Annotated in this window: 8 protein-coding genes and 1 pseudogene; 4 read left to right on the top strand and 5 right to left on the bottom strand. The window is 77.2% G+C overall.

Annotation, left to right across the window (positions count from 1 at the left end):
• Positions 1 to 138: 138 nt before the first annotated feature.
• The 4 genes from MW084_RS17620 to MW084_RS17635 all read right to left on the bottom strand — a co-directional run bounded on the left by MW084_RS17620 (position 139) and on the right by MW084_RS17635 (position 5,192).
• On the bottom strand, positions 139 to 543 hold the full coding sequence (locus tag MW084_RS17620) for a ChaB family protein (RefSeq protein WP_029553787.1): 405 nt from the start codon (positions 541 to 543) through the stop codon (positions 139 to 141).
• A gap of 93 nt (positions 544 to 636) precedes the next feature.
• The gene (locus MW084_RS17625; protein ID WP_010474357.1) at positions 637 to 2,223 is read right to left on the bottom strand and encodes a hypothetical protein; all 1,587 of its coding nucleotides are present in this window, start codon (positions 2,221 to 2,223) and stop codon (positions 637 to 639) included.
• A gap of 77 nt (positions 2,224 to 2,300) precedes the next feature.
• A complete protein-coding gene (locus MW084_RS17630; RefSeq protein WP_010474355.1) occupies positions 2,301 to 3,062 on the bottom strand; it encodes a hypothetical protein in 762 nt (253 codons plus the stop codon).
• A 348-nt stretch (positions 3,063 to 3,410) separates the two neighbouring features.
• A complete protein-coding gene (locus MW084_RS17635; RefSeq protein ID WP_010474353.1) occupies positions 3,411 to 5,192 on the bottom strand; it encodes a PucR family transcriptional regulator in 1,782 nt (593 codons plus the stop codon).
• A gap of 832 nt (positions 5,193 to 6,024) precedes the next feature.
• Between MW084_RS17635 and MW084_RS17640 the strand changes: the two genes are divergently transcribed.
• Complete coding sequence (locus tag MW084_RS17640) at positions 6,025 to 7,125, top strand: glutamate--cysteine ligase (RefSeq protein ID WP_029553786.1); 1,101 nt, start codon at positions 6,025 to 6,027, stop codon at positions 7,123 to 7,125.
• 101 nt (positions 7,126 to 7,226) lie between these two features.
• The gene (locus MW084_RS17645; RefSeq protein ID WP_010474351.1) at positions 7,227 to 7,400 is read left to right on the top strand and encodes a CsbD family protein; all 174 of its coding nucleotides are present in this window, start codon (positions 7,227 to 7,229) and stop codon (positions 7,398 to 7,400) included.
• A 307-nt stretch (positions 7,401 to 7,707) separates the two neighbouring features.
• Here the strand turns inward: MW084_RS17645 and MW084_RS17650 are convergent, their stop codons facing one another.
• Complete coding sequence (locus MW084_RS17650) at positions 7,708 to 9,807, bottom strand: MMPL family transporter (protein WP_010474350.1); 2,100 nt, start codon at positions 9,805 to 9,807, stop codon at positions 7,708 to 7,710.
• Positions 9,808 to 10,060: 253 nt separating this feature from the next.
• Between MW084_RS17650 and MW084_RS17655 the strand changes: the two genes are divergently transcribed.
• Entirely contained in the window at positions 10,061 to 11,713 is a 1,653-nt protein-coding gene (locus MW084_RS17655) for an SDR family oxidoreductase (protein ID WP_275563675.1), read from the top strand.
• 185 nt (positions 11,714 to 11,898) lie between these two features.
• Positions 11,899 to 12,117, top strand: a pseudogene (locus MW084_RS17660) (hypothetical protein); the annotation flags it as partial.

The following is a 12,117-nucleotide window of genomic DNA, read 5'->3' on the forward strand; positions in this document are numbered from 1 at the left end:
CCGGGCNGGGGATGAGGGCGGGAGTGCGTCACCGCCGGGGGCCGCCGGGAACGCCCGCCGCTTTCCGGCCCGGCGGGTGCGCTCAGTCCTACCTGGCCCGGCGGGTCCGCTCAGTCCTCTCCGGCCCGGCGGGTCCGCTCAGTCCTCCCGGGCCCGGCGGGTGCGGGAGCGGTTCTCCGCGCGCAGCGCCTCGGCCAGTTCGGCCTTCGACATGTGCGACCGGCCCTCGACGCCCAGCCGCTTCGCCACCTCGTACAGGTGCCGCTTCGAGGCGTTCTCGTCGACGCCCTCGCCACTGCGGGCCGGCTTCCCGCGCGGGGCCGCGGCGCGCGGGTCGGAGGGACCCTTGCGCCCGCCCTCCTTGCGCTCCCAGTGGTCGCCCACCTTCTCGTGGGTGTGCTTCAGCGCGCTGAAGGCGACCCGGTGGGCCCGTTCGCCCTCGCCGTACTGCTCTACGGCCGAGTCGTGCGCCTTGATCCAGGTCCGCTGGGCCTCCTTCGAGGACCGCTCCAGCGTCGAGGGCAGCTCTTCGCGCCCTGGCATGCCGACCACCTCCGGGAATCGCCTGGACGGATCCCGGACGCGTGCCCCCGGTACGGCCCCCGAAACGCGCCGTACCACGGCCGACCGCACCGCTCAGGTCGCCGGCACCGCCGCGACCAGCCGCCCCGCGCCCGGGAAGAGGAGCCGGCCCAGGGGCCGGTGGCCCCAGCCGCCGACGCGGTGGAAGCAGACGTCACCGGGGAAGGGGGCGCCCCGCAGGTCCGCCGCGTACGAGCCGGCCGGCAGGTCGGCGAGCGAGGCCGCCAGGGGGTCGCCGGAGCCCGCGAACTCCCCGGCGGGCACCGGCCGGATCCAGGGTTCGCCCGTGTTCGGGGAGAAGGACCGCGTGGCGTTCCGCACGGCGCGTGCGAAGTCCCCGGTCGCCGCCGCCTCCCGCGCGTACCGGGCCACCGTCAGCAGCAGGTGCGGCAGCGACTCGGCGAGCACGGTCACCTCCGGGCTCCGGCGCAGCACGTCCGGTTCGGCCGGCACCGACACGACGTACCCCCACGTGCCGTCGCCCGCCACGCGCACCTGGACCAGGGCCTCCCGGCGCGCGTGGCGGGCGAACGCCACCGGCCAGTACGAGCCGTCGCCGCCCATCATGCGGTGCGCCTCCGGATCGACCGCGTGCCCGGGAGCGCCCGGCAGCAGCCGCAGCGGCGGCATCCCCTCCACGGTGACGGCACCGACCTCCCGCAGCACGGCCCGGACGTCCTCGGGCACGGGCACGGGCCAGGTGTCCATGGCGGAGTCCGCGCACCCCGGTTCCAGCGCCACCCGGTCCGGGAACCGGGCGGCCAGCGCCCGCAGTTCGGCGACGGCCCGGGCCGGGGCGTCTTCGGGGACGCGGTGCCGGGTCACGGGGCGGCCGAGGAAGTCGCCGCCGACGTCGCTGCGCACCAGCAGCGCCCGGCCGCCGCCCGCGAGCCGCAGGACGGTCCTGCTGCTCCCGGTGTCGGCGGTGGAGTGGCGCAGCGAGTGGTACGGCTCCCAGCGGACCGCGCACGGGTGGCCGGGCGGGGCGTGCAGGTCCACCAGGTCGGTGAGGGGGTCGCCGCACCCGACGAGCGCGGCCAGTTCGCCGTCGCCGCCCTCGGCGACCGCGACGGTGGGGAGGGCGGGGACGGAGACGGCGGGCGCCGGACGGTCGTCGAGCCCCTCGGCTCCGCCGTCGAGCAGTTCCGCCACGGAGAGCAGCCAGTCGGTGAAGGTCGGCGCCTCCACGATCAGTTCGTGCTCGTCGAGCCGCTGGAGGAGGGAGACGACCGGGCCCCAGTCGTCCCGCCCCGCGCCACCGGCACCCTCCACGCCGACGTGCACGGCCCCCTCCCCGCAGGACAGGGCGCCCAGTTCCCACAGGCCGTCGCCGTCCGCCCGGACCGGTCCGAACAGGTACGGCTCGCCGTCGACCGCGATGCCCCCGGCCTCGCGGAGCACGGTCCGGACCGCCTCGGGGACCGGCACCGGCCAGGCATCGAGTTCGGCGTCGGGGAAGCCGTCGAGGAGGGCGACGTCGTCCGGCCGGCGCGCGGCCAGGGACCGCAGTGCCGCGACCGCCTCCGCGGCCCGCTCCCGCGCCTCCGTGCGTCCGGCCTCCGTGCGTCCGGCCTCCGCGCGTCCGGCCTCCGCGCGTCCGGTGTTCCCGCGTCCGGTGTCCGCGTGTCCGGTGTCCGTCATGTCCGCCCCCGTGTGGTGCCGTCGCCGTACCGTCCGCGCGATGATCCACTCGGCCGTGCCGGCGTGTCCAGCCGGGGTCAGGCCGCGGGGTGCGGCGCCAGGTGGGCGGCGAGCCACGTCGGTACGCCGTCCAGGAGGCGGAACAGCCGCCGGGCCTCGGCACGCAGCCGGCTCGCCTCCGGCTCCGGCTCGGCGTCGGCGAGCGCGGCCAGCGCCGGGGCCGTGCCCACCAGGTGACCCAGTTCCTCGCGCAACCGCAGCGACTCCGCGAACCCGTGCCGGGCCTCGGCGAGTCGGCCCTCCCGTAACGCCAGGCCGGCCAACTGCCGCCAGGTGAACGACATCAGGAGCGCGTCGTTCCGCGCGGCCGCCGCCGTGTGGGCCCGCCGGTAGGCGGCGCGGGCGGCCTGCGGGCTGTCCGCGAGGTACTGGGCGAGCAGCCCGCGCCGGAAGTCCAGCAGCGCACGTCCCGGCGAGGACGGGTCGAGCAGCGCCGCGGCCCGGCCGAGCGCCGCCCGCGCCTCGTCCGCCCGGTCGCGCACCCCGTGCAGCGTCGCCGCGTACGCCAGGTGACCGCGCTCGCAGGCGGCGGCGCCGCGGTCGTCGTCGGTCCGGGCGGCGGCTTCTGCGGCGCGCAGCGCCTCCTCGGCCTGCTCCCACCCGGTCTCCGTGTAGAGGCACCGCTCGATCAGCAGCGCGGCTCGCTGCACCGCGACGGGCGGATCGCCGGCGGAGGGGGCGAGCAGGGCGGCCGCGTCGGTCCAGCAGGCGCGGGAGCGCAGCCGCCACACCGCGCTCTGGAGGGGATCGTCACCTTCGGCCGTTCCGGAACCGGACATGGCGGTATGTGCCACATCGCCCTCCCCGGGGAGTGACTGGGCTGTTGAGTCCGGACGCATCACAGCACGGAAAAGCGCACCGGCCAAGGGGGTGGGTGAATCCGTTCACAAACATGCGCGGGCAGGGCGGCGGTGCGCCGGACGGCCGCCGCCGCCGAGCGGTGGGAGGACGGCGGGGGAGCGGGCGGCGACCACCGAAAGGGCGGGTCCCGCCGTGCCCCGCGGCCGGCGGGGAATCGGCGAGGAACCGGCGGGGAGGCGGAGGAGGCGTCCGGGGCCGTCGCCGGGGTCCGTCCCGCGGGGTTCGGCGGGGACGCCCCCGCCGCCCGGGCTCGCGGTACCGGCCCGTCAGGACATGCGCAGCGCCAGGAAGAAGTCCAGCTTGTCCTCCAGGCGCGACAGGTCGCGTCCGGTCAACTGCTCGATGCGGCCCACCCGGTACCGCAACGTGTTGACGTGCAGGTGCAGGCGGGCGGCGCAGCGCGTCCAGGAGCCGTCGCTGTCGAGGAACGCCTCCAGGGTGGGGATCAGCTCCGCCCGGTGGCGCCGGTCGTACTCGCGCAGCGGGCCGAGGAGCCGTGCCGTGAACGCACGGCGCACGTCGTCGGGGACGAACGGCAGCAGCAGCACGTGCGACGCCAGCTCGTGGTGGCCCGCCGCGCAGACCCGGCCCGGTCGCGCCGCCGCGACCCTGCGGGCGTGCCGGGCCTCCTCCAGGGCGCCGCGCAGGGCCTCGGCGGAGTGCACGGCCGCGCTGACGCCCAGCGTGAGCCGCCCGTCGTCGGAGAGGCCCGCCGACAGCGGCGTCCGCACGGCGGCCAGCAGCCGCTCCGCGTGCAGTTCGGCGCCGTCGCCGGGTACGTCCCCGCCGTCCGCCGCGTCCCCGCCGTCCGCCGCGTCCCCGCCGTCCGCCGCGTTCCCCCCGCCCGCCGGGTCCTCGCCGTCCGTCGGCTCCCCGGCGGGCGCGGGCGCGGGCGTGGGTGCCGGGACGGCGGCGGGCAGCGGTACGAGCGCGATCGCCTCGTCCCCGCAGTGCGCCACGGCGATCCGGTCCGCCGGGTCCGTCCCGGTCGCCGTCCCCGCCAGCACCTCCTCCAGCAGAGCCCGTGCGACCGGGCCCTCCTCGACGGCGCCGTCCCCGTCCCACTCGACGCGGGCCACGACGACCTGCCAGCGCGGCACGGTGCCCAGCCCGGGCAGCAGGACCGGCGCGGCCACCCGCAGCCGGGCCGCGACCTCCGCGGGCGCGGCGCCCGTCTGCACCAGCTCCAGCACCTCCTGGGCGAGCCGGCGCCGCACCGTGCGCGCGGCTTCCCGGCGGTCGCGTTCCACGGCGATCAGCTGGGTGACGCCGTGGAGCAGCTCCAGCCGCGCCGCCGGCCAGTCGCCGGCGTCCGCGTCGACGGCCAGCAGCCAGTCCGACAGCACCGTCTCGCGCACGTCCCGGGCGGTGGGGGCGGTGCCGCGGCCGGTGTTGCGGATCGGGAAGAGCGAGTACGTGGTTCCCGCCACCCGCGCCCGGTGGGGGCCGCGCTGTCCCGCGCGGGTCGCGGTCAGGTGCTCGCCGGCGAGGGCGGAGGCCGTCCCGGCGGGCAGCGGCGCGCCCGCGACCCGCCGCCCGGTCGGGGACAGGACCCAGGCTCTCAGGTCCAGGTCGGAGGCGAGCAGGTCGAGGACGACCTCGGGCCCGCCGCCGGCCGGGCCGGAGGTCATCAGCCGCCGGTGCCGGTCGACGACCGCGGCGAGGTCCCCGGCCCGCTCCCCGGACACCCGTCGAACGATGTACTCCGTGATCTTCGCGAACGCAACGGATTCGTGAACCGCGAAGAGGGGCAGCCGGTGGCGCGAACACGCCTGCGCGAGATCGTCCGGTACGGCTCCCAGCTCCGCCTCGCCGACCGCGAGTGCCGCGACCCCGGCGGCTGCCAGGATCCGTACGAACGGTTCGGAGTCCGCCGCGTTCCGCCGCCACGCCAGGCCGGTGAGGACCAGTTCACCGCCGGAGAGGTAGCGCCCGGGGTCCCTGAGGTCCGTGGTCATGACGCCGCGCACGGGGCGGTCGAGTTCGCCCTCGCCGCCGAGCAGCCGCAGCCCCAGCGCATCGGTCTCCAGCAGTGCGCGCAGCCGCATGTCGTCGCCGCCGATCCTTCTCAGGGTGTCTGGTTCGGGGAGGGTGTTCCGCTTCGCCGTTTCCGGGGGAGAACGAGGAGGTCGCCGATCCCCGCCTTTCGTTCGAATCTACAAGACGGGCGGTGCCGTCGGCCAACCCGGCGGGGCTCCGGCGCCCGCCTCCCGGCCCACCGGGGCGTAGCGGCCCGCCGGGGGCTACCGGTCCGGGAGGCCGCGCGGCCGGACGGCTCCGCGCCGCGGGCCCGCGGGCCCGGGGTCCGGATCGGCCGGTGCCGCCGGGGCGGCCGTCCGGCGTGCCGCGGGAAGGGGTGCCGGGGCGGGCCGCCGGACGGAGGGAAGGCGGGGCGGAGTGCCGGGCGGAGGGACGCCGGGTGGAGGGTCGCCGGGTGGTCCCGCGGTACGGCGCCGGGGCGGGGGCCGTGCCCTTCCGGCCGGGGGCGACGGGAACCCGCCAGATCCCCGTCATCGGCTTCCGGGGCGGTGCGCACGGCCGCCGCACCGGGGATGATGGGGCCCCGCGCGCGGGCGGCCCGGTACGCCGGCGGTCCGGTGCGCCGGTACTCCGGTACTCCCGTACGTCCGCAGTCCAGCACGTCCGCAGTTCCGTACGTCCGCAGTCCCGTACGTCGGCACTCCCCTGTGTCAGTACTCCTGTACGTCCGCAGTCCAGCACGTCGGCACTCCCGTGTGTCGGTACTCCCGTGTGTCGGTACTCCCGTACGTCCGCAGTCCGGCACGTCGACAGCGAGCACGTCCGCAGCCCAGCACGTCCGGCGGGTCCGGCGGTTCCGCCGGTCGTCCCCCGAGGATGCGATCGGAAAGGCGGGTTCTTTTGCGTAGCGTCGGAGTGGAGGAGGAACTCCTCCTCGTGGACCCGCGATCGGGGGAGCCGCGCGCTCTCTCCGAAGAGGTGCTGGCCGTCGCCGCCCGGCACCATCCGGGAGGGGGCCACGCCTTCAGCAAGGAACTCCAAGGCCACCAGCTCGAGTTCGGGACGGTGCCCCGGACCGCGATGGGCGAGGTGGCCGCCGAGATCGAGCGGTGCCGCGCCGAGGCGGCGCGGCTCGCCGCAGAGGCGGGCGCCGCCGTCGCGGCACTGGCGACCTCACCGCTGCCGGTGGCGCCCGCCATCACCGAGGACGTGCGCTACCACTGGATCCGGGAGCACTTCGGGCTGACCGCCCTGGAGCAGCTCACCTGCGGCTGCCACGTCCACGTCTCGATCACGTCCGCCGAGGAGGGCGTGGCCGTCCTCGACCGGATCAGGCCCTGGCTTTCGGTGCTGGTCGCGCTGAGCGCCAACTCGCCCTTCTGGCAGGGCGAGGACAGCGGCTACCACAGCTACCGCAGCCGGGTGTGGGGCCGTTGGCCGTCCGTGGGGCCCGTGGAGCCGTTCGGTTCGGCCGACCGCTACCGCCGCCACGTGAGCGACCTGCTCGCCACGGGCGTCCTCCAGGACGAGGGGATGGTGTACTTCGACGCCCGGCTCTCCCGGCACTACCCGACCGTGGAGATCCGCGCCGCCGACGTCTGCCTGGACGCCTCCACGACCGTCCTGGTCGCGGCGCTCGCCCGGGCCCTCGTCGACACGGCCGCCCGGCTCTGGCGGGAGGGCCGCCCGCCCGAGGTCCACGGCATCGGGCTGCTGCGGGCCGCCTCCTGGCGGGCTGCCCGGTCCGGGCTGGACGGCGAGCTGGTCCACCCGCACACCATGCGGCCCGCCCCGGCCGGCCGGGTCGTGCAGGCGCTGTTCCGGCACGTCGAGGACGCGCTGGAGGAGAACGGCGACCACGCCCACGTCCGCAAGGCCCTGGACGACCTGCTGGACGTCGGCAACGGCGCCCGCGTCCAGCGCGGGCTGCTGCGGCGGCACGGCACGCTGCGGGACGTCGTCGCGGAGTGCGTGCGCCGCACCCAGGAAGGGGTGCGTTGACACGGGTACGTGGCGGTTCGGGGGATGTGTCCGGGTTTGGTGGTGCGGAGTGGGGGCAGCCGCACCGCGTGGGGAAGTGACCGGCAGCAGGGAGGACGCAGATGTCCGCGAAGGGGAAGGCCTCCGCCAAGGCCCAGCAGGCCAGGGGAGCGGTCAAGGAGAACGTGGGCCGCGCGGTCGGCGACGAGGAGATGGCCGCCGAGGGCGGCGCCGAACGCGCCAGGGCCGACCTGCGCGAGGCGGCCGAGAAGGTGAAGGACGCCTTCAAGCGCTGAGCGCCGCGGCCACCGCCCCCGTACGGTCCGCCGTACGGGGGCGGTTCGCGTCCACGGCGCGTGCGGGCACCGGGGGCGCGGCCCGGACCGGACCCCCCTCGTGCGGGGCGCGGTGGCCGGGCGGACGGCGTGCGACGGGCCCCGCCGGNNGGGNNCCGNNCGNNGANGAGCCGGCGCGGCGGCGGAGGAGGGCCGTGCGGCCACNCGGGCCGGGGCCGGACCGGCCGGCGGCCCGTACGGCCGGACGGAGGAACCGCCCGGCCGTACGGGCCCGGCGCGGGGAGCCGCCCCGGCCGGGGAGCCGGTCTCAGGAGCGCGACGGGCCGCCGGTCCGCCTGCCGAGCGCGCTCGGCCACCAGGACACCCGTCCGATGTCCCGCACCAGCGCCGGCACCAGCAGCGACCGGACGACCAGGGTGTCGAGGAGCACGCCGAAGGCGACGATGAACGCGATCTGCAGCAGGAACGCCAGCGGGATCACCGCCAGCGCGGCGAACGTCGCCGCGAGGACCACCCCCGCCGAGGTGATGACCCCGCCGGTCGCGGTGAGCCCCCGCAGCACCCCCTCCCGCGGGCCGTGGCGGCGCGTCTCCTCCCGCACCCGCGACATCAGGAAGATGTTGTAGTCGACGCCGAGCGCCACCAGGAACACGAACCCGTACAGCGGGACCGACGCGTCCGTACCGCTGAAGCCGAGCAGCCGCTCGAAGACCAGCGCCGACACCCCCAGGGTGGCCAGGAAGTTCAGCGCCACCGTCGCCACCAGCAGCACCGGCAGCAGCAGCGAGCGCAGCAGCACCACCAGGATCAGCAGGATGATCACCAGGACGACGGGGACGATGACCTCGCGGTCCCGTTCGGCGGTCCGCTGGATGTCGTACTGCTGCGCCGTGTAGCCGCCGACCAGGGCGTCCGCGTCCGGCACCGCGTGGACGGCACCGCGCAGCCGGACCAGCGCCGCCTTCGCGGCGTCGCTGTCGGGCGCGGCCTCCAGCGTGGCGTCGAGCCGCACCCGCCCGTCGACCACCAGCGGCGGACCGCCGCCGGGCCGGCCGGACGCGGTGACCGGCACGACGGAGGCGACCCCCTCGGTGCCCCGGGCCGCGGCGGTCACCGCGGGCAGCGCCGAGGCGTCCGCCACGATGACGGCGGGGCTGCCCGAACCGCCGGGGAAGTGCTCGCCGAGGACCTCCCCCGCGGAGACGGACCGGGCGTCGTCGACGAAGATCTCGTCCAGCGGCACGCCCTTCGCGGTGAGCGACGGGGCGAACGCCGCGCCCGCCAGCAGCGCGACGAGCGTCCCGGCCCACACCGTGCGCGGGGCGCGGTCGACGAGGGCGGCCACCTTCGTCCACAGTCCGCGCCCGGCGCCCTCGGCGGCCGGCTTCGGGGTGGCCGGCCAGTACGCGACGCGGCCCAGCAGCACCAGCACGGCGGGCAGGAAGGTCAGCGCGCTCAGGACGGCGCACACGATGCCGATGGCCCCGACCGGCCCCAGCGCCCTGTTGTTCGTCAGGTCGCTGAACAGCAGGGCCAGCAGCCCCAGGGCGACCGTGGCGGCGCTCGCCACGATCGGCCCGCACGACTCGCGCAGCGCCGCGCGCATCGCGGCGTTGCGGTCCCCGAGGAGGACCAGCTCCTCCCGGAAGCGGGCCGAGAGCAGCAGGGCGTAGTCGGTCGCCGCGCCGATGACCAGGATGAACAGGATGCCCTGCACCTGCCCGTCGACGCGCACCACGTCCGCCTCGGCCAGGGTGTACACCACCGCGCACGCCAAGGCCAGCGCGAACACCGCGCACAGGATGACCACGAACGGCAGCAGCACGCTCCGGTAGACCAGCAGCAGGATCAGCAGCACGGTCGCCAGGGCGACGCCCAGCAGCAGCCCGTCGATCCCGGCGAACGCCTCGCCCAGGTCCGCCTGGGTCGCGGCGGGGCCGGCCAGCCAGGCCCGGGTACCGGGCACCTCCTCGGCGGCGGCCCGGACCCGGTCGAGGACGTCGGGCAGTCGTCCGTCGTCCAGGCCGGGCGTCAGCCGCAGCACGCCCTGCCACGCCTCGCCGTCCTCGGACGGCAGGGCGGGGGAGGCCGCCCCCACCACGCCGGGCGTACCGCCCAGCGAGGCGAGGACCCGCGAGGCGGCCTCCCGCCCGGCGGGCTCCAGGGGGCCGCCGCCCTCCGCCGTCCACACCACGACCAGCGGCAGCGACTCGTCCTGGCGGAACGCCTCCTGCGCCTCCAGGACGCGGGTCGACTCGGCGCTCCGGGGCAGGAAGGCCGCCTGGTCGGTGGTCGCGGCCCCGCTCAGCTTGCCGGCGTACGGGCCGAAGGCACCCCCGATCGCCAGCCAGACGACGATGAGCACGGCCGGCAGCAACCGCCGGGCCAGGACCGGGAAGGCGGACATGGCTCTCCTGGGAGAAGGAAGGTTTCGTCTGCTCTCGGCCGAAAATATCCCGACGGCCGGGAGGCACGGGCGCCGGAGGGACCGACGCGCCGGACACATCGTCTACCGCCGCGGCGCGGCCTCACACCCGGCCGCCGCCGGGAAAAACCCCCGGCCTCCCGCATCCGACGGCCCCGGACGGGCGGAAAACCCCCGGGCGGTCCACGGTGGAGGAAGCACCGGAGGAGACGGCACCCCAGTGACGGAGGCACCCATGACGGAGCGGAACGACCGGCCCGCACTCGCGCCCGGGCAAGCGCCCGGACCGGACCGCGGCACCCCGCCGCTCTGCCTGGTCACCGGCGCCACCGGCTACATCGGCGGCCGCCTGGTCCCCGAACTCCTCGACGCCGGGTACCGCGTCCGCTGCCTCGCCCGCACCCCCGGCAAGCTCCGCGACCACCCCTGGGCGGACCGCGTCCACGTCGTCCGCGGCGACGCCGGCGACGAGGCGTCGGTGCGCGACGCGATGCGCGGCGTCGACGTCGCCTACTACCTCGTCCACGCCCTCGGCACCGGCGCCGGCTTCGAGGACGCCGACCGCCGGGCCGCCACCGTCTTCGCCCGCGCGGCGCGCGGCGCCGGCGTCCGGCGCCTGGTCTACCTCGGCGGCCTCACCCCCGCCGGGGTGCCCGAGCACCGGCTCTCGCCGCACCTGCGGTCCCGCGCGGAGGTCGGGCGCATCCTCCTCGCCTCCGGAGTGCCCACCGCCGTGCTGCGCGCCGCCGTCATCCTCGGCTCCGGCTCCGCGTCCTTCGAGATGCTCCGCTACCTCACCGAACGCCTGCCCCTGATGGTCACCCCGCGCTGGCTGCGCACCCGCATCCAGCCGATCGCCGTCCGCGACGTGCTGCGCTACCTCGTCGGCAGCGCCGGGATGCCGCCCGACGTCAGCCGCGTCTTCGACGTCGGCGGCCCCGACGTGCTCACCTACCGCGACCTGATGGAGCGTTACGCCGCCGTCGCCGGGCTGCGCCGGCGCCTCATCCTGCCCGTACCGCTGCTCACGCTGCGCCTGTCCAGCCTGTGGGTCGGACTCGTCACGCCCGTGCCGGCGTCCATCGCCCGGCCCCTCGCCGAATCGCTGCGCCACGAGGTGGTGTGCCGCGAACACGACATCGCCCGCCACGTCCCCGACCCGCCCGGCGCGCCCCTCGGCGTCGACGAGGCGCTCGCGCTCGCCCTGCGCCGCGTCCGGGAGGCCCGCGTCACCACCCGCTGGTCCTCCGCCTCCGTGCCCGGCGCGCCCAGCGACCCGCTGCCCACCGACCCCGACTGGGCGGGCGGCAGCCTCTACACCGACGAGCGGGAGCAACTCGTCGACGCGACACCCGAACGGCTGTGGCAGGTCATCGAGGGCGTCGGCGGCGACAACGGCTGGTACTCCTTCCCCCTGGCCTGGGCGGTGCGCGGCCGGCTGGACCGGCTCGTCGGCGGCGTCGGGCTGCGCCGCGGCCGGCGCGACGCCGCACGGCTGCGCGCCGGCGACTCCCTGGACTTCTGGCGCGTCGAGGAGATCCGGCACGGCCGGCTGCTGCGGCTGCGCGCCGAGATGCGGCTGCCCGGCCTGGCCTGGCTGGAGATGTACGCCGAACGGGACGAGCGGGGCCGCACCCGCTACCGGCAGCGGGCCCTGTTCCACCCGCGCGGGCTGCTCGGCCACGTCTACTGGTGGAGCGTCGCCCCGTTCCACGCCGTCGTGTTCGGCGGCATGGCCCGCAACATCACCCGGGCCGCCGAGCGGGCCGCGGCCAGGGATGCCGCCCGGGAGGCCGTCCGGGACGCCGTCCGGGAGGCCGCCGCACCCGGACGCCCCGGTCCCCCGGCCGGGCCCGGACCCGGACCCGGACCCGGCGGGGCGCGCTGAGCCGGCCCGTCGGAGCCGGCGTGCCGTCAGCGGGGGCGCCGGCTCCGGGCGTTCCCCGGACGGGACGCCCCGGCCGGGGGCGCGGCCCGCGCGGCGGACGCGGCGCGGGGCGCGGCGCGGCGATGTCAGTGGCTCGTGCTGGGATGGCGCAAAGCCGTTCGACGGGAACGAACAAGGGGGGTGCCATGGACGTGGCACAGGTCGGCGACGCGCTGCGGGAACTGCTGCGCCACGGCGCGGCGGGGGAGACGGCGGACACCCGGCCGGGGGAGCGCGGCCCCGGCGGGGCCGCCGCCGTCCTGCGGGACGCGCTGGCCGCGCCCCGGGCGACGGGCCTCGGCCGCCTCGTCGCGGCGGCGCGGGCGGCGGGCGAGCTGGACGACGCCCTCGCCGCCGTACTGGTG

It is taken from the genome of Streptomyces sudanensis (assembly GCF_023614315.1).
Taxonomy (GTDB): domain Bacteria; phylum Actinomycetota; class Actinomycetes; order Streptomycetales; family Streptomycetaceae; genus Streptomyces; species Streptomyces sudanensis.

Bases quoted from the DNA above. Each gene is read 5' to 3' on its own strand.
- MW084_RS17620 (WP_029553787.1), bottom strand. From the start codon at position 543: ATGCCAGGGCGCGAAGAGCTGCCCTCGACGCTGGAGCGGTCCTCGAAG.
- MW084_RS17630 (WP_010474355.1), bottom strand. From the start codon at position 3,062: ATGTCCGGTTCCGGAACGGCCGAAGGTGACGATCCCCTCCAGAGCGCG.
- MW084_RS17645 (WP_010474351.1), top strand. From the start codon at position 7,227: ATGTCCGCGAAGGGGAAGGCCTCCGCCAAGGCCCAGCAGGCCAGGGGA.
- MW084_RS17635 (WP_010474353.1), bottom strand. From the start codon at position 5,192: ATGCGGCTGCGCGCACTGCTGGAGACCGATGCGCTGGGGCTGCGGCTG.
- MW084_RS17650 (WP_010474350.1), bottom strand. From the start codon at position 9,807: ATGTCCGCCTTCCCGGTCCTGGCCCGGCGGTTGCTGCCGGCCGTGCTC.
- MW084_RS17625 (WP_010474357.1), bottom strand. From the start codon at position 2,223: ATGACGGACACCGGACACGCGGACACCGGACGCGGGAACACCGGACGC.
- MW084_RS17655 (WP_275563675.1), top strand. From the start codon at position 10,061: ATGACGGAGCGGAACGACCGGCCCGCACTCGCGCCCGGGCAAGCGCCC.